The 14,774-nt window shown below is 68.0% G+C and carries 17 protein-coding genes and 1 other RNA gene; 9 read left to right on the forward strand and 9 right to left on the reverse strand.

Going from position 1 to position 14,774, the window contains the following annotated elements; translation table 11 throughout:
• Nucleotides 1–45 precede the first annotated feature (45 nt).
• The 4 genes from gatA to ABNQ39_RS07340 form a co-directional block, all read right to left on the reverse strand.
• Nucleotides 46–1,527 carry an Asp-tRNA(Asn)/Glu-tRNA(Gln) amidotransferase subunit GatA gene (gatA, locus tag ABNQ39_RS07325; protein WP_376959704.1) on the reverse strand — a complete coding sequence of 494 codons (1,482 nt, stop codon included), beginning with the start codon at nucleotides 1,525–1,527 and terminating at the stop codon, nucleotides 46–48.
• Entirely contained in the window at nucleotides 1,527–1,814 is a 288-nt protein-coding gene (gene gatC / locus ABNQ39_RS07330; RefSeq protein ID WP_042691134.1) for an Asp-tRNA(Asn)/Glu-tRNA(Gln) amidotransferase subunit GatC, read from the reverse strand. The genes gatA and gatC overlap by 1 nt, the downstream gene beginning before the upstream one ends.
• 88 nt (nucleotides 1,815–1,902) lie before the next feature.
• A complete protein-coding gene (locus ABNQ39_RS07335) occupies nucleotides 1,903–2,220 on the reverse strand; it encodes a hypothetical protein (protein ID WP_376959705.1) in 318 nt (105 codons plus the stop codon).
• A gap of 121 nt (nucleotides 2,221–2,341) precedes the next feature.
• On the reverse strand, nucleotides 2,342–2,884 hold the full coding sequence (locus tag ABNQ39_RS07340) for a GNAT family N-acetyltransferase (protein WP_376959706.1): 543 nt from the start codon (nucleotides 2,882–2,884) through the stop codon (nucleotides 2,342–2,344).
• Nucleotides 2,885–2,960: 76 nt separating this feature from the next.
• On the opposite strand from ABNQ39_RS07340, the gene ruvX reads away from it, so the two are divergent.
• A complete protein-coding gene (gene ruvX, locus ABNQ39_RS07345; RefSeq protein WP_376959707.1) occupies nucleotides 2,961–3,500 on the forward strand; it encodes a Holliday junction resolvase RuvX in 540 nt (179 codons plus the stop codon).
• 23 nt (nucleotides 3,501–3,523) lie between these two features.
• On the opposite strand, the gene ABNQ39_RS07350 is transcribed toward ruvX, so the two are convergent.
• Together ABNQ39_RS07350 and thyX are read right to left on the reverse strand one after the other, a co-directional pair.
• Nucleotides 3,524–3,958 carry a hypothetical protein gene (locus ABNQ39_RS07350; protein WP_376959708.1) on the reverse strand — a complete coding sequence of 145 codons (435 nt, stop codon included), beginning with the start codon at nucleotides 3,956–3,958 and terminating at the stop codon, nucleotides 3,524–3,526.
• A gap of 16 nt (nucleotides 3,959–3,974) precedes the next feature.
• Nucleotides 3,975–4,916 carry an FAD-dependent thymidylate synthase gene (thyX, locus tag ABNQ39_RS07355; RefSeq protein ID WP_376959709.1) on the reverse strand — a complete coding sequence of 314 codons (942 nt, stop codon included), beginning with the start codon at nucleotides 4,914–4,916 and terminating at the stop codon, nucleotides 3,975–3,977.
• A gap of 134 nt (nucleotides 4,917–5,050) precedes the next feature.
• Here thyX and ssrA point away from each other — a divergent pair.
• From ssrA to ABNQ39_RS07370, 3 genes are all read left to right on the forward strand, one after another.
• Nucleotides 5,051–5,411: a transfer-messenger RNA gene (gene ssrA, locus ABNQ39_RS07360) on the forward strand.
• Between the two features lie 77 nt (nucleotides 5,412–5,488).
• Complete coding sequence (locus ABNQ39_RS07365; RefSeq protein WP_109050291.1) at nucleotides 5,489–5,986, forward strand: SspB family protein; 498 nt, start codon at nucleotides 5,489–5,491, stop codon at nucleotides 5,984–5,986.
• A gap of 12 nt (nucleotides 5,987–5,998) precedes the next feature.
• Nucleotides 5,999–6,361: a TfoX/Sxy family protein gene (locus ABNQ39_RS07370; RefSeq protein WP_376959710.1), complete on the forward strand. Its 363-nt coding sequence runs from the start codon at nucleotides 5,999–6,001 to the stop codon at nucleotides 6,359–6,361.
• Nucleotides 6,362–6,398: 37 nt separating this feature from the next.
• Here the strand turns inward: ABNQ39_RS07370 and ABNQ39_RS07375 are convergent, their stop codons facing one another.
• Both ABNQ39_RS07375 and def read right to left on the reverse strand, forming a co-directional pair.
• Complete coding sequence (locus ABNQ39_RS07375; RefSeq protein ID WP_376959711.1) at nucleotides 6,399–7,094, reverse strand: COQ9 family protein; 696 nt, start codon at nucleotides 7,092–7,094, stop codon at nucleotides 6,399–6,401.
• Nucleotides 7,095–7,118: 24 nt separating this feature from the next.
• Nucleotides 7,119–7,679 (reverse strand): peptide deformylase, encoded by a 561-nt coding sequence (gene def, locus ABNQ39_RS07380; RefSeq protein WP_376959712.1) that lies wholly within the window; start codon nucleotides 7,677–7,679, stop codon nucleotides 7,119–7,121.
• A gap of 216 nt (nucleotides 7,680–7,895) precedes the next feature.
• Here def and rpsU point away from each other — a divergent pair, with 216 nt between their 5' ends.
• The 3 genes from rpsU to ABNQ39_RS07395 all read left to right on the forward strand — a co-directional run bounded on the left by rpsU (nucleotide 7,896) and on the right by ABNQ39_RS07395 (nucleotide 11,725).
• Nucleotides 7,896–8,099, forward strand: coding sequence for a 30S ribosomal protein S21 (rpsU, locus tag ABNQ39_RS07385; protein WP_012974546.1), 204 nt, complete (start codon nucleotides 7,896–7,898; stop codon nucleotides 8,097–8,099).
• Between the two features lie 220 nt (nucleotides 8,100–8,319).
• A complete protein-coding gene (panB, locus tag ABNQ39_RS07390) occupies nucleotides 8,320–9,153 on the forward strand; it encodes a 3-methyl-2-oxobutanoate hydroxymethyltransferase (protein ID WP_376959713.1) in 834 nt (277 codons plus the stop codon).
• A gap of 55 nt (nucleotides 9,154–9,208) precedes the next feature.
• The gene (locus ABNQ39_RS07395) at nucleotides 9,209–11,725 is read left to right on the forward strand and encodes a ligase-associated DNA damage response DEXH box helicase (RefSeq protein ID WP_376959714.1); all 2,517 of its coding nucleotides are present in this window, start codon (nucleotides 9,209–9,211) and stop codon (nucleotides 11,723–11,725) included.
• A gap of 23 nt (nucleotides 11,726–11,748) precedes the next feature.
• Here the strand turns inward: ABNQ39_RS07395 and ABNQ39_RS07400 are convergent, their stop codons facing one another.
• Complete coding sequence (locus ABNQ39_RS07400; protein ID WP_085089807.1) at nucleotides 11,749–12,132, reverse strand: 2Fe-2S iron-sulfur cluster-binding protein; 384 nt, start codon at nucleotides 12,130–12,132, stop codon at nucleotides 11,749–11,751.
• Nucleotides 12,133–12,256: 124 nt separating this feature from the next.
• On the opposite strand from ABNQ39_RS07400, the gene pdeM reads away from it, so the two are divergent.
• Entirely contained in the window at nucleotides 12,257–12,994 is a 738-nt protein-coding gene (pdeM, locus tag ABNQ39_RS07405; RefSeq protein ID WP_376959715.1) for a ligase-associated DNA damage response endonuclease PdeM, read from the forward strand.
• A 77-nt stretch (nucleotides 12,995–13,071) separates the two neighbouring features.
• On the forward strand, nucleotides 13,072–14,544 hold the full coding sequence (locus ABNQ39_RS07410) for a cryptochrome/photolyase family protein (protein ID WP_376959716.1): 1,473 nt from the start codon (nucleotides 13,072–13,074) through the stop codon (nucleotides 14,542–14,544).
• The last annotated feature ends 230 nt before the right edge of the window (nucleotides 14,545–14,774 follow it).

Raw genomic sequence — 14,774 nt, forward strand, 5'->3', positions numbered from 1 at the left:
GGCCGGCTCGCGGGAGCCGGCCCTTTCGCTGTCAAAGCACCCGCCTCACGCCACGAAGGGCGGAACCGCGGTGAAGTTGGCGGCCTTCTCGACGACCTGACCGACGCGCAGCAACGTCTCCTCGTCGAACGGGCGGCCGATCAGCTGGAGGCCGAGCGGCAGGCCGTCGGCACCGAGACCGGCGGGGACCGACATCGCCGGCAGGCCGGCGAGGTTGATCGGAACGGTGAAGACGTCGTTCAGGTACATCTGCACCGGATCGTCCATCTTCTCGCCGATGGCGAAGGGAGTGCTGGGAGCGGTCGGCGTCAGGATGACGTCGCAGCTCTTGAACGCCTCGTCGAAGTCCCACTTGATGCGCGTGCGCACCTGACGGGCCTTGTTGTAGTAGGCGTCGTAATAGCCGGCCGACAACACATAGGTGCCGATCAGGATGCGGCGCTGTACTTCCTTGCCGAAGCCGGCGCCACGGGTGTTCTCGTACATCTCCTTGAGGTTGCCGCCCTCGACCCGCAGGCCGTAGCGCACGCCGTCATAGCGCGCGAGGTTGGACGACGCCTCGGCCGGCGCGATGATGTAGTAGGCGGCCAGCGCGTATTTGGTGTGCGGCAGGCTGACCTCGACCGGCTCGGCACCGGCCTCCTTCAGCCAGGCGATGCCCTGCTCCCACAGCGCGGCGATCTCGGCCGACAGGCCCTCGACGCGGTATTCCTTGGGAATGCCGACGCGCAGGCCGCGGATGTCGCCGGTCAGGGCGGCGCGGAAGTCCGGAACCGGCATATCGACCGAGGTGGAGTCCTTCGGGTCGAAGCCGCACATGGAGCGCAGCATGATCGCCGCATCTTCGACCGTGCGGGTCATCGGCCCGGCCTGGTCCAGCGAAGAGGCGTAGGCGACGATGCCCCAGCGCGAGCAGCGGCCGTAGGTCGGCTTGATGCCGACGGTGCCGGTGTAGCCGGCCGGCTGGCGGATAGAGCCGCCGGTGTCGGTGCCGGTGGCGCCCAGCGCGGCGCGCGCGGCGATCACCGCGGCGGACCCGCCCGACGAGCCGCCGGCGACGATCTTCTTCTCCCAAGCGCCCGGCGCGCCGGGGCTCCACGGGCTGACCGTCTCGCCCTGGTGGGCGGTGATGGTGGCCGAACCCATGGCGAACTCGTCCAGGTTCACCTTGCCCAGCATGACGGCGCCGTCGCGCCACAGCTGGGAGGTCACCGTGGACTCATATTCCGGCTTGAAGCCGTCCAGGATGTGGCTGCCGGCGGTGGTGGCGACGCCCTGGGTGCAGAAGAGATCCTTCACCGCGATGGGCAGGCCGTCCATCGGACCGGCGGTGCCCTGCGCGCGGCGCTCGTCGCTGGCCTTCGCCATCGAGAGGGCGGCGTCGGGGGTCTCGGTGATGAAGATGTTGAAGGGGCGCACGGCCTCGACCGCGCGCACATGCGCCTCGGTCAGTTCGACCGCGGTGAACTCCTTCTTGGCGAGGCCGTCCAGGGCCTCGGCCATCGTCAGATGCGTGAGCGCCGTCATCACTCGACCACCTTGGGCACGACAAAGAAGCCTTCGGCCGTTTCCGGACCGTTCGACAGGACCTGCGCGGCGTAGCCGCCGTCGGTGACCTCGTCCTTGCGGCGGCGCAGCTTCTGCGCGGCGACGCTGGTCATCGGTGGCACGTCCTTCGTGTCGACCTCGTTGAGCTGTTCCACGAAGGTCAGAATCTGGCTCAGTTCCCCAGCCAGGGATTCCAGTTCCTCGTCCGGCACCTTGATGCGGGCCAGATGCGCGATCTTGGCCACCGTGGCCTTGTCGAGCGACATGCCTCTACTCTCTTCCAAAACATTGGAAATCGGCCGCGAAGCTAGCACCCGCCGGCTTCATCCGCAACGATTGCGGCCATTCCACCGCTCAGAAGGCGCCAGCATCGCCTTTCGCAAGCCCGGCGGCCAGCGCCAGCGGGCATCCGCAGGACGGGCATTGGGTGCGCTGCAACGCCTCCACCACCCGCGCGTCGGGGAGAAGAGCGCCCAGAGTCGTCTCCACCGCGGCGATCTGGCGCTTGTGGTCGGCGCTGGCGCCGCAGGCGGCATCCAGCATGGCGCCGTAATCCGAACTGGACTGCGCGGTGATCGCCTTTGCCCCACCGGCGGCAAACAGCCCGGCACCGCCGGCGACAAGTCCGGCCAGCACCGCACGCCGGTTCGCATCCACGCCCAATTTGCTCATCCGTCCGCTCCGTCGGTGGTTCGGGCCGCGCGTCCGATGAGGCAACCGCGTCCACAGGCGACCGACTATACGCCTCGTGCCCCGCCCCGCCAGCGGGCCCGATCATTAAATATTCGGAAGGTCAGGCAGCGATGGGAGCGACCGAACACCAGCTCGCATGGTTCACGCTCAGCTTGAACAGCGCGACCGGCTGGCCCCAGGGCGTCACCCGCGTCTCCAGCGCGATGGGCGCCATGCCCAGCTTGGCATAGAGCAGCAGGGCCGGCGTGTTGGTGTTGAAGCAGTAGAGCGTCAGTTCGGGCAGGCGGTGATGGTCGAAGGCGCGGTCGATCATGGTCCGCACCAGATATTCGGCGATGCCGCGTCGGCGCAGGGCCGGATCGACACTGACATTGCCGATGCTGGCGGTGCGGCCATCCTCGAAGGTGGCGTAGTTGGCATAGCCGACCACACGCTCCCGCCCATTCTCCGCCAGGGTGACGACGGTGGGGTCGCGGCGGATGCCCAACGTCGCCCGAACCTGATCCGGGGTCAGCGGCCAGACCGCCCGCGGGAACAGGAAATACAGTTCCTCGGCCGTGCGGGGAAAGCCGCAGATCGTGGGGATGTCGGCGTCGGCGAGCGGCCGGTGCGACAGGAGGGCATGGGAGAGAGGACTGCTCATACTTAGAAGAGTAAGTATCTTTGGGATCAACTCAAGCGATCTTGCGGTGACAAGGCTGCGGCCCTATGGTCGGGCGATGATTCACACCCTCTCCGAACTCGCGGCCCGGCTGGGCAAAAACCAACGATTGCTTGGCCTTGACGTCGGCACCAAGACCGTCGGGCTGGCGGTGGCCGATCCCGGACTGATCGTCGCATCCCCCATCGGCACGCTGAAGCGCACCAAGTTCACCCAGGATGCGCGTGAACTGGGCAAGACCATCCGCGATTACGGCATCGGCGGGCTGGTGGTTGGATTGCCGTTGAACATGGACGGGACGGAGGGGCCGCGCGCCGAGTCGGTGCGCGCCTTCGCCAACAATCTGCTGGAGCGCTCCGACCTGCTGGGCTGGGACGCAGAGATCGCCTTCTGGGACGAGCGGCTGTCGACCTCCGCCGTCGAGCGCTTCATGATCGGCGAGGCCGACATGACCCGCAAGCGCCGGGACGAGGTGGTCGACAAGATGGCCGCCGCCTACATCCTCCAGGGCGCGCTCGACATGCTGGCCAACCAGCGCCGCCTCGCCGCCGAAGCGGACGAGGACGAGCGGGACGAGGATTACGACGACCGCGACTGACAGCGGCCCCGGCGGCAGTTCGGTCAGGTCGGGCGTTCGGGCTGAAGCAGTGCGGCACGGCGCAGCAGCTTGGACGGGTCCACCCCCTGCACCAACATCAGGGCACTTGCCTTGACGAGCGCGGCTGGCGTGCCGGGGGTCAGCGCCAGCGCGCGACAGTAACAGCCCTCCGCCAGATCGGCGTGGCCGGCAGCGGCCAGCGTCTCCGCCGCCGCCAGCAGGCCGTCCATCGCCATGGCAAGATCGCCGTCGAGGTTCAGCGCCCCGGCGAAGGCCTGCACTGCACCCGGTAGATCGCCCTGGCTTTCCATCACCAGCCCATAGGTGGCCCACCAGACGGCGACACCGGGACGGGCGGTGATGGCTTGGGCAATCGCCTCCTGCGCCTCGGCCCAGCGGCCGGCCTGCGCGGCGATCAGGCCTTGGCGATAGATGCTTTCGGCCTGATCCGGCGTCATCGTCCTGGTTCCCCTCTTACGACTCGCTGCGGCCGAGCTGGTCCATCAGCTCGCGCCACTCGCGCTTGGACAGGCCGCTGGCTTCCTGGGTCACCGGCTCGCCGGCCAGCAGGCGCTTCACCACGTCCAGGCCGGTGCGCGACAGGTGGGCGCCGCCCATGCGGTATTCGGTGAAGGACTCGAAGACCGCCGGGACCCAACGCTTCACCACGTCCAGCATCGCGTCGGCATAGACACGGATCTCATACTGGGCATGGGCATCGGCACGCAGCGACAGGAAATGCAGAAGGTTGTGGAGATCGACCTTCCAGTACCACTGAGTGTAGTAGTTCAGCGACAGGTTCATCCGCGCCAGTTCGCGCGCCAGCCCCTGGCGATTGGGATCGATGACCGAACCGTCCTCGCGGTGGTTCAGCATCTCTTCATAGTGGCCGTAGGCGCGTTCGGAATCCTCGCGCAGCAGCCGCATGACGTTCGCGGCCTCCTCGCCCTCCAGCACGTCGCCGCGGCCCTGGCGGTTGACCACGGCCTGGGCGCCCAGCTGTTCCGGCGCCGGCACGTAGAATTCGCGGTCGAGGATGGAATAGCGCGCCGAATATTCGTTCACGTTCGCGGTACGGTGGCGAATCCACTGGCGGGCGACGAAGATCGGCAGCTTCACATGGAACTTGATCTCGCACATCTCGAACGGGGTCGAGTGGCGGTGGCGCATCAGATACTTGATGAGGCCGGAATCCTCGCTGACCTTCTTGGTGCCCTTGCCATAGGACACGCGCGCCGCCTGCACGACCGCAGCATCGTCGCCCATATAGTCGATGACGCGGACGAAGCCGTGGTCCAGCACCTCCAGCGGCTGATAGAGGATATCCTCCAGGGCCGGGACGGTGGCGCGGCGGGTGGTGGCGGTGACGGCGCGCAGGCGATCGATTTCGTCGCGCTGCTCGGGCGTGATCGGCATGGTGACTCCGGGGTTACGAAGCCGGCAGTCTTACCAGACGGCGCGCGGCACGGGAACGGGACAATCCGTCCTCATGCGGCGGAAGCCCTGCGGAGGTGACCGATACCTGCGCATTTGGCGATCACGTCACACAAGCCCTTCCCTTGCCGGGCGGGAGTGCCTATATTCGCGACGTCGGTTCGCCGACTATGGCGATAAACGCCTTGTGGAATAAGCGTTGTGGACCCGGGGGCGGTACCCGGCGCCTCCACCAACCATACACCGGACTCGTTGACCGGGGTCGTTGGGGGCGAAACAGGATCGACACGCGTAGTAAAGGCATGGTTTTCGCTCGGCATGGTTCCGCCGTTATCGGGCCGTTGCAATAGTTGCCAACGACAACGTTGCTCAGGCTCGCCTCGCTGCCTAACGGCGGCTGGTAGCCTAAACCTAATCCCCGAGGGTTAGCGCCTAAGGGTGGGGCCGTGGGCCGCCTAGCAACAGAAGGCCCACACCTCTTCCCAGCGTTTCGTGCCGGCCCTTGGCCAAGACGGGACGCAAGACCGATCGCGTTACCAGGGACCCGCCCAAGCATGCCGAAAGAGCAGCTCCGCTATGACCGGATGGTCGAGACCGCGTTGCGCGGCGTTGTCCGCGACGCGCTGACCGAGGTTGCCGAGCGCGGCTTGCCGGGCAATCACCATTTCTACCTGACCTTCCGCACCGGCTTCCCCGGTGTCGAGATCCCGGATTACCTGTCCTCGCAGTATCCGAACGAGATGACCATCGTCCTCCAGTTCCAATATTATGGGCTGGACGTGACGGACGATCATTTCGAGGTCACGCTGAGCTTCAACAACGTGCATGAGCGGCTGGTGATTCCATTCGCCGCCATCACCACCTTCGCCGACCCATCGGTGAACTTCGCCCTCCAGTTCCAGCCGCTGGCCGCCGCCGAATCGGCGGAGGTCGCGACCATGCCGCCCCGTGCCGCCGCCGAGCGTGCCGAGGAGAAGGCAGAGGAAAGCGCCCCGGCCGAAGAGCCGAAGCGTGGCGAGGTCGTGGCCCTGGACGCCTTCCGCAAGAAATAACCTTCCGAACAGATGCCCGCCCAGCCGCCCAGCGAGTATGTCGCGACACTCTGCGAGATGCTGGCGCCGCTGGGCGATGTGCGTGTCCGCCGCATGTTCGGCGGCTACGGCCTGTCCATCGACGGGCTGACCTTCGCGCTGATCGCCGACGAAATTCTCTATTTCAAGGCGGATGACGTGAACCGTGCGTCCTTCGCGGAGCTGGGCCTGGAGCCCTTCCGGCCGATGCCGGACAAACCCACCACCCTGTCCTACTACCCGCCTCCCGATTCGGCGTTCGATGAGCGCGACGAACTGTTGCCCTGGGCCCGGTCGGGGTTCGAGGCGGCGCTGCGGGCCGCGGCGAAGAAGGCCGCAAAGGCCAAGCGGACATAGAACGCCCTCCCCCGCCTCGGGAGAGGGCGCACGCTACTCAGATATTCTCTGCCATATGGACCGTCGCGTTGCTCGCCTGGGCGCCGGTGGTGCGCTGGCGCATCTGGCGGGCGAACCGCAGCGGGTTGGGGATGAGGTTCAGCATCGAGCCGAGCTTGCCGACCGACGAGGTCGCCTTGCCCACCGCCATCACATCGGCCAGACGGCGGTCGATGAAGGCGCGCGTCTCGACATGGTCGTCCGACTTGTCGTCCAGCCAATAGAAGGTGGAGGAGCTGACCACCGCCGCCAGCAACGCCCGCTTGGTGTAGTGGTTGTAGTCGGTCGAACTGTCGCCGGCGGCGAACCACATGGCATCGACCGTGCGGTAGAGCAGCCGCAGACCGAGCGCCACATTCTGCGGCATGGCCAGATAGGACAGCTGTCGGCGCTTGGCTTCGCGGTACGGCTCCAGCACCTCGAAATAGGTGCGGACGGCGAGCGAGATGCGCTCGCGCACCTTCATCTCGGCCAGCGGCTGGGCCTCCAGCCGGTCGAGCATCTGGCGGTCGGCCCAGTCGGCGAAATGCTCCACCGCATCGGTGACGCCGCCGGGGAAGGCGCGCAGCAGCGCCGACGGCTCATGCCCCGCCATCTGGGTGCCGTCGCGCAGGGACTGCAGGCTCCAGCCGTCGAAAACGACGTTGGGCAGGCTCGCCACCAGGATCTCGTCGCGAAGCGTGTCGATGCTCATAGCCAACTCTCCCTGCGCCGGCCCTCAGGTCCGGGACGGCGCGTCGGTGTCACGAGTCGCCGCGGCCAGCGCGGCGTTGAGGTGATGCATCTCCTCGGTGCAGACCAGGAGCTGCAGATCGTCCATGCGATCAAGATAGAGCACGCCGTCCAGGTGGTCGACCTCGTGCTGGACCACGCGGGCATGGAAACCCGAAGCCTCCCGCTCGATCCGGGCGCCGTCGAGGCCATAGCCGCGGTAGCGGATGTGCTTGTAGCGCGGCACCAGCCCGCGCAGGCCCGGAATCGACAGGCAGCCTTCCCAGCCCAGAACCTTTTCGTCGGTCAGCGGTTCGATCACCGGATTGACCAGGACGGTGTTGGCCACCTCCTCCCCCTCGCCGCGGTCGGCGGGGACGCGGAAGACGACGATCCGGCGCGGCTCGGAGATCTGCGGAGCGGCAAGGCCGACTCCGGGCGCGTCCAGCATGGTGGCGATCATGTCGGCCGCCAGCCGGGCGACTGCCGGATCGGTCGGGTCGGCGATGGGCTCCGCGATCTTGCGGAGTACGGGATTGCCCATCCGGGCGATTGGAAGCACTGGCATGTCTCTATATCTGGAGTGTGGACACGGCCGGGGCAACCGTTTCCTGTGGTTCCCAACGGGGCTTATGGCCGGGCTTAGGCTGGTGAACCGAAGACTCCCCTTCACAAAGGCGGTGGAGCGTGCTACACACTGCGCCCACACAAGGGGTGCGCCCGCCGCGCATGCCTATTTGTTGCCTTGGCGCAACATGCTTCACTTGGAAGGGTGACGGTTAACGTGCAAGTTCTGGTCCGAGATAACAACGTCGATCAGGCCCTCCGCGCGCTCAAGAAGAAGATGCAGCGCGAGGGCATTTTCCGTGAAATGAAGCTCCGCCGTAACTACGAGAAGCCCTCGGAGAAGCGTGCGCGTGAGAAGGCTGAAGCGGTGCGTCGCACCCGTAAGCTGCTCCGTAAGCGGATGGAACGCGAGGGCTACTAATCGTCGGTCGCGCTTAGCGACTGCGAAGGGCGCGTGTGATGCGCGCCCAAGACCCCTTGTGTCTTGCACCCGACCGTCCCGCGAACCTCGCGAGGGCGGTTTTGGTGTATCTGCGCCAATTTTCTTGGTTCGACTGTGCGTCGGCCAAGCGTATTGAATGGTCAGCGAGCTGGACCGCCCCCCTTCGGCCCGCTGCATCCAGCCTTGGAAAGGCCCGATCATGAGCGCTTCCAACCTCACCGCCCGCCATTCGGTCCCGGCGCTTCGCGCCCGCAAGGGGGGCGAGCCCATTGTCTGCCTGACTGCCTACACCGCACCGGTGGCCCGGCTGCTCGACCCGCATGTCGACATCCTGCTGGTCGGCGATTCGCTGGGCATGGTGGTCTATGGGCTGGACAGCACGCTTCCGGTGACGCTCGGCATGATGATCGCCCACGGCGCCGCCGTGGTGCGCGCGTCGGAACGTGCCTGTGTGGTGGTCGACCTTCCCTTCGGCAGCTATCAGGAGAGCAAGGAGGCGGCTTTCCGCGCCTCTGCCCGCGTGATGGCGGAGACCGGCGCCCAGGCGGTCAAGCTGGAAGGCGGCATCGAGATGGCCGAGACGGTCGCCTTCCTGACCGCCCGCGGAATCCCGGTGATGGGGCATGTCGGGCTGACGCCGCAATCCGTGAACACACTGGGCGGCTACAAGGCTGTCGGCCGCGACGCCGAGGCGGCGGAGCGGATCGTCGCCGACGCCCGCGCCATTTCCGAGGCCGGCGCCTTCACCCTGGTGATCGAAGGCACGATGGAGGCGCTGGCCCGCCGTATCACCGAGGAGGTGGCGACCCCCACCATCGGCATCGGCGGCTCGCCGGCCTGCGACGGTCAGGTCCTGGTCACCGACGACATGCTGGGGCTGTTCGGCGCCTTCCAGCCGAAATTCGTCAAGCGCTACGCCAATCTCGGCGAGACGGTCAGCGAGGCCGCCGCGACCTACGCCGCCGAAGTGCGGGCCCGCGCCTTCCCGGGACCGGAGCATTGCTTCGGCATAAGGAAGGCGGCGGCGGTCTAACCACCCCTACTTCGTTCTTTCTACGTTCCAGGCGTTCCGGTACAGTCCGGCCGCCATGGATGCATCCCCCCCTGCCTTGATCCCGCCCAACGTCGCCGCGTGGTTCCGGTCGCGCGGCTGGGCACCCCACCCGCATCAGGTCGCGATGGTGGAGGCAGCCGAACGGGGCGAAAGCGCGCTGCTAATCGCGCCGACCGGCGGCGGCAAGACGCTGGCCGGCTTCCTGCCCTCGCTGATCGAGCTGGCGGAACGACCGCGCGAGGGGCTGCATACCCTCTATATCTCGCCGCTGAAGGCTCTGGCGGTCGACATCCAACGCAATCTGGAACAGCCGATCGCCGAGATGCGGCTGCCGATCCGGGCGGAGAACCGCACCGGCGACACGCCGGAGGCCAAGCGCCGCCGCCAGCGCACCCATCCGCCGCACATGCTGATGACGACGCCGGAAAGCCTGGCGCTGCTGCTGTCCTACACCGACGCCGACAAGCTGTTCCGCACTCTCCGCTGCGTCATCATTGACGAACTGCATGCCCTGGCCGGCACCAAGCGCGGCGACCTGCTGGCGCTCGGGCTGGCCCGGCTGTCGCGGCTCGCCCCCGCCGCCCGCCGCGTCGGTCTGTCCGCCACGGTGGCGGAACCGGAGCGGCTGCTGGCCTGGCTGTCGCGCCGCGGCCGGCATGACGGAAGCGACTCCGACGACGTGCGCCTCGTGCTGGGCCGCAGCGGCGCCCAGGCGGAGGTCGAAATCCTGACCTCGCAGGAACGGGTGCCGTGGGCCGGCCACATGGCGATGCACGCCATGAAGGAAATCTACGAGCGTGTCCGCCGCCAGCGCACCACCCTGCTGTTCGTCAACACCCGCGCCCAGGCCGAGCTGGTGTTCCAGGCGCTGTGGCGGGTCAACGACGACAATTTGCCCATCGCGCTGCATCACGGCTCGCTGGCGGTGGAGCAGCGCCGCAAGGTCGAGGGCGCCATGGCGCGCGGCGAGCTGCGGGCGGTGGTCGCGACCTCCTCACTCGATCTCGGCATCGACTGGGCGGCGGTCGATCTGGTGGTGCAGATCGGCGCGCCCAAGGGGTCGAGCCGGCTGGTCCAACGCATTGGCCGCGCCAACCATCGGCTGGACGAGCCGAGCCGCGCCCTGCTGGTCCCCGCCAACCGCTTCGAGGTGCTGGAGTGCCGCGCCGCGCTGGAGGCGGTGCACGACCACACGCTGGACGGCGAGGCGCCGCGGCCGGGCGGGCTCGACGTGCTGTCCCAGCATCTGCTCGGCATGGCCTGCGCCGCCCCCTTCCTGCCCGACGAGCTGTATGAGGAGGTGGTCTCCGCCGCTCCCTATGCCGCGATGACGCGCGACGAATTTGACGATGTGCTGGATTTCGTCACCACCGGCGGCTACGCGCTCGGCGCCTATGACCGGTTCCAGCGGTTGAAGCTGCGCGAGGACGGCCGGATGGCGGTGGCCGGCCCGGCGGTGGCGCGCCAGTACCGGATGAATGTCGGCACCATCACCCAGGAGGCACTGCTGCGCGTCCGCCTGAACCGCGGCCCGGTGCTGGGCGAGGTGGAGGAGTATTTCATCCAGGGCCTGACGCCCGGCGACACCTTCCTGTTCGCCGGCCAGCTGTTGAGATTCCTCGGCGTGCGCGAGATGGAGGCGCAGGTCGCCAAGGGCGGCACCGGCGATCCGAAGGTTCCCGCCTATGCCGGCGGGCGCCTGCCGCTGTCCACCCATCTGGCCGAGCGCGTGCGCGCCATGCTGGCCGATCCGCGCCAGTGGGACGGCTTGCCGGAGGATGTGCAGGAATGGCTGCGGCTTCAGCGCCACCGCTCGGTCCTGCCCAACCGCGACGGGCTGCTGGTCGAAACCTTCCCCAAGGCCGGCAAGTGGTTCCTCGTCGCCTACGCCTTCGAGGGACGCAATGCCCATCAGACGCTGGGCATGCTGCTGACCCGGCGGATGGAGCGCTTTGGTCTGGGGCCGCTCGGCTTCGTCGCCACCGATTACGTGCTGGCGGTGTGGTCGCTGCGCTCGCCGACGGACATGGACGCGCTGTTCGACCAGGACATGCTGGGCGACGATCTGGAAGCCTGGATGGACGAATCGTCGATGCTGCGGCGGACCTTCCGCAATGTGGCGCTGATCGCCGGGGTGATCGACCGCCGCCATCCGGGACAGGAGAAGACCGGACGGCAGGTCACCTTCTCCTCCGACCTGATCTATGACGTGCTGCGCAAGCACGACCCCGGCCATGTGCTGCTGCGGGCGACGCGGGCCGATGCGGCCGGCGGGCTGACCGACATCCGCCGCCTGTCCGATTTCCTGGCGCGGGTGCGCGGGCGCATCACCCACAAGGATCTTGACCGCATCTCGCCGCTGGCGGTGCCGGTGATCCTGGAGATCGGCCGCGAGCGGGTGGACGGCAGCGCCACCGACGAACTGCTCGCCGCCGCCGAGGCCGAACTGCTGGCCGAGGCGATGCCGGAACTGGCTCCGCCGCCGCCCGCGAAAACGAAAACGGGGCGCCCGCAGCAGGGACGCTCCCAGCAGGGACGGCTGTCGTTGTGACACCGCCCCATGCCGATCGCAGGTTACTTGCGCAGTTCCGGCTCCACGCCCGGTTCGCCGCTGAACTCGACCAGAATGGTCTCGTCACGGACGATGAACTGGCAAGCCAGACGGTAGGGCGGCGGACGGTGGGCGTTCTCCGCCGCTTCCAACAGGTCCCGGTTCAGCTTGCCGTTGACGGACAGGGTGACCTTCTCCTTTTCGGTCAGATCGATGGCCATCGGGGTCTTCCCGTCCAGATAGGTCACCTTGACGAGGCAGGATCCGCACTCGCCGTCCTGGCACTGGAACGGGATCGGGATGTCGTGCTTCTTCGCCAGCGCCAGCAGAGTGCCGGTATCGCCGGCGACCGCGTAGACGGTCATGTCCTTGGGCATGTTCAGGCCGGTGAACGTCACTGTGGCCATGGGTATCCTCCGGGTATGGTTGTGATCCGCCATGCCTCCACGGCGGCGGCCCATCCGGCTGCAAACATCATGCCCATAAAGATTTCATGGATATTGGCCACTTCCGATGATCGTCGGTAAACGAATGTTGTCAGCTTCCTCCCAAGCTCACGGCTCTGGCTGTCATGGCGATGACAGCCGCGCCGCACTGACCTTCCGCGGCGCCGACCTGCTGGCCGATCCATCGGGCGCGCTGCTGTGGCCGGCGGAGAGCATCCTCGCCGTCGCCGACCTGCATCTGGAGAAGGGGTCAGCCTTCGCCGCGCGCGGACGGATGCTGCCGCCTTACGACACACGGGCGACGCTGGACCGTCTGGCCGGGCTGATCGCACGCGAGCGGCCGGCGCGCGTGCTGTGCCTGGGCGACAGCTTCCACGACCGCCGGGCCGCGGAGCGGATGGACCCAGCGGATGTCGGGCGGCTGCGCGCCCTGACCGACGCCGTCGCCGACTGGGTGTGGATCACCGGCAACCACGACCCCGAACCGCCGCAGGGCTTCGGCGGCCGGGTGGTGGAAGAGCTGTCCATCGGCCCGCTGACCTTCCGGCACGAGGCCGAACCGGGGGCCGTCGGCGAGCTGTCGGGCCATCTGCATCCGGCCGCCGCGGTGGCGCTCGCCGGGCGGCGGGTGCGCGAGCGCTGCTTCGCCCATGACGGGGCCAAACTGATCCTGCCGGCCTTCGGCAGCTTCACCGGCGGGCTGAATGTGCTGGACGCCGCTTTCGACGGGCTGCTGGCACAGGGGTTCGAGGTGCTGATGACGGCACGCGGCCGGGTCTACCGCTTCCCCTGCGCCCGTTTGTCGCCGGACCGCGCACGCTGACTCTGCCGAACGCTCTGGCCGAAGCGTGAGCGCAGCCTATATCGGGTGGTCCGGAGACATCCAACCGAGCGCTGTGCATGTCCGCCTCTCCCATCATCGTCTGGTTCCGCAACGACCTGCGCCTTGCCGACAACCCGGCACTGACCGCCGCCGCCCAGGCCTCCGCCGAACGCGGCGCACCGGTCATCCCGCTCTATATCCTGGAAGAGGAGACCGGCGATCCCTGGCCCTTGGGCGGGGCGCAGCGCTGGTGGCTGCATGGCAGCCTGGAGCGGCTCGCCACCTGCTGCGCCCGCCATGGCTCGCCATTGCTGCTGCGCCGGGGCGAGCCGGGGGCGGTGCTGGAAACGCTGATCGCGGAAACCGGGGCGGAGTGCGTGCTGTGGAACCGCCGCTACGCCCCCGCCCAGACCGCCCGCGACGCGGCGATCAAGGAACGGCTGAAGGCACGCGGTGTCGATGCCCGCAGCTTCAATGCCGGCCTGCTGGCCGAGCCCTGGACCATCAAGAACAAGAGCGGCGGCCCGTTCAAGGTCTTCACCCCCTTCTGGCGGCATCTGTCGGCCACACTCGACCCGCCGCTGCCGACCCGCGCCCCCGCCGCGCTGACGGCGCCGAAATCCGCCCCGGCCAGCGACGCGCTCGAAAGCTGGGGCCTGCTGCCGACCAAGCCCGACTGGGCCGCGGGCCTGCGCAAGCGCTGGGTGCCGGGGGAGACGGCCGCACGCTCGCGCCTCGCCGATTTCCTCGACGGGCCGGTCGGGGTCTATGGGACGGAGCGCGACCGGCCGGACCATCCCGGCACGTCCGCCCTGTCGCCCTATCTGGCCTTCGGAGAGATCGGGCCGCGGCAGGTCTGGCACGCCGCCCGCCATGCCGCCGACGCCCGGCCGGAACTGGCGCCCGGAGTCGAGGTCTTCCTGCGCGAAATCGGCTGGCGCGAGTTCCAGCATCACCTGCTGCACCATGCTCCGGAGCTTCCCGACAGCCCGCTCGACCGCCGCTTCGCCGACTTCCCCTGGCGCCAGGACGCGGCCGGCCTGCGGGCTTGGCAGCGCGGGCGCACCGGCTATCCCATCGTCGATGCCGGCATGCGCCAGCTTTGGGAAACCGGCTGGATGCACAACCGGGTGCGGATGATCGTCGCCTCCTTCCTGATCAAGGACCTGCTTCTGCCTTGGCAGGAGGGGGAGCGCTGGTTCTGGGACACGCTGGTCGACGGCGATCTCGCCCAGAATGCCGGCAACTGGCAGTGGGTGGCCGGCTGCGGCGCCGACGCCTCACCCTTCTTCCGCGTCTTCAATCCCGTCCTGCAGGGCGAGAAGTTCGACCCCCAGGGCGATTACGTCCGCCACTACGTGCCCGAACTGGACCGGCTGCCGCCGCGCTGGATCCATCAGCCCTGGGCGGCACCCACCGAAGTCCTGCGGCAGGCCGGAGTCAAGCTGGGCGACGATTACCCGCGCCCGATCCTCGACCATGCCGTGGCCCGCGACCGGGCGCTGGCTCTCTACAACGAGCGCAAGGGCAAGGCGGAGACGGCCGACTGACGGGCAATCTTCATCGAACCGTCACCGCCAAGCCCGCAAACGGTCATGCCGCCCCGCTATCGTGACAACAGCGGCCCGGTGCGGCCGCCCTGCCCGTTCCAAATGGGCCAGCGAGAAGGACGGCGACCCCTGCCCCGCGGTCGTGCCACGTCCCGGCTCTTGAAAAAGACGGCCCCAAGAAAAACAATCGCCACTCGGCAAGGCGGTCCCTCCCCCGGGGCCGCCTTTTC

The organism is Azospirillum sp. A26, from assembly GCF_042604635.1.
Taxonomy (GTDB): Bacteria; Pseudomonadota; Alphaproteobacteria; order Azospirillales; family Azospirillaceae; genus Azospirillum; species Azospirillum palustre.

Bases quoted from the DNA above. Each gene is read 5' to 3' on its own strand.
- gatA (WP_376959704.1), bottom strand. From the start codon at position 1,527: ATGACGGCGCTCACGCATCTGACGATGGCCGAGGCCCTGGACGGCCTC.
- gatC (WP_042691134.1), bottom strand. From the start codon at position 1,814: ATGTCGCTCGACAAGGCCACGGTGGCCAAGATCGCGCATCTGGCCCGC.
- ABNQ39_RS07335 (WP_376959705.1), bottom strand. From the start codon at position 2,220: ATGAGCAAATTGGGCGTGGATGCGAACCGGCGTGCGGTGCTGGCCGGA.
- ABNQ39_RS07340 (WP_376959706.1), bottom strand. From the start codon at position 2,884: ATGAGCAGTCCTCTCTCCCATGCCCTCCTGTCGCACCGGCCGCTCGCC.
- ruvX (WP_376959707.1), top strand. From the start codon at position 2,961: ATGATTCACACCCTCTCCGAACTCGCGGCCCGGCTGGGCAAAAACCAA.
- ABNQ39_RS07350 (WP_376959708.1), bottom strand. From the start codon at position 3,958: ATGACGCCGGATCAGGCCGAAAGCATCTATCGCCAAGGCCTGATCGCC.
- thyX (WP_376959709.1), bottom strand. From the start codon at position 4,916: ATGCCGATCACGCCCGAGCAGCGCGACGAAATCGATCGCCTGCGCGCC.
- ABNQ39_RS07365 (WP_109050291.1), top strand. From the start codon at position 5,489: ATGCCGAAAGAGCAGCTCCGCTATGACCGGATGGTCGAGACCGCGTTG.
- ABNQ39_RS07370 (WP_376959710.1), top strand. From the start codon at position 5,999: ATGCCCGCCCAGCCGCCCAGCGAGTATGTCGCGACACTCTGCGAGATG.
- ABNQ39_RS07375 (WP_376959711.1), bottom strand. From the start codon at position 7,094: ATGAGCATCGACACGCTTCGCGACGAGATCCTGGTGGCGAGCCTGCCC.
- def (WP_376959712.1), bottom strand. From the start codon at position 7,679: ATGCCAGTGCTTCCAATCGCCCGGATGGGCAATCCCGTACTCCGCAAG.
- panB (WP_376959713.1), top strand. From the start codon at position 8,320: ATGAGCGCTTCCAACCTCACCGCCCGCCATTCGGTCCCGGCGCTTCGC.
- ABNQ39_RS07395 (WP_376959714.1), top strand. From the start codon at position 9,209: ATGGATGCATCCCCCCCTGCCTTGATCCCGCCCAACGTCGCCGCGTGG.
- ABNQ39_RS07400 (WP_085089807.1), bottom strand. From the start codon at position 12,132: ATGGCCACAGTGACGTTCACCGGCCTGAACATGCCCAAGGACATGACC.
- pdeM (WP_376959715.1), top strand. From the start codon at position 12,257: ATGTTGTCAGCTTCCTCCCAAGCTCACGGCTCTGGCTGTCATGGCGAT.
- ABNQ39_RS07410 (WP_376959716.1), top strand. From the start codon at position 13,072: ATGTCCGCCTCTCCCATCATCGTCTGGTTCCGCAACGACCTGCGCCTT.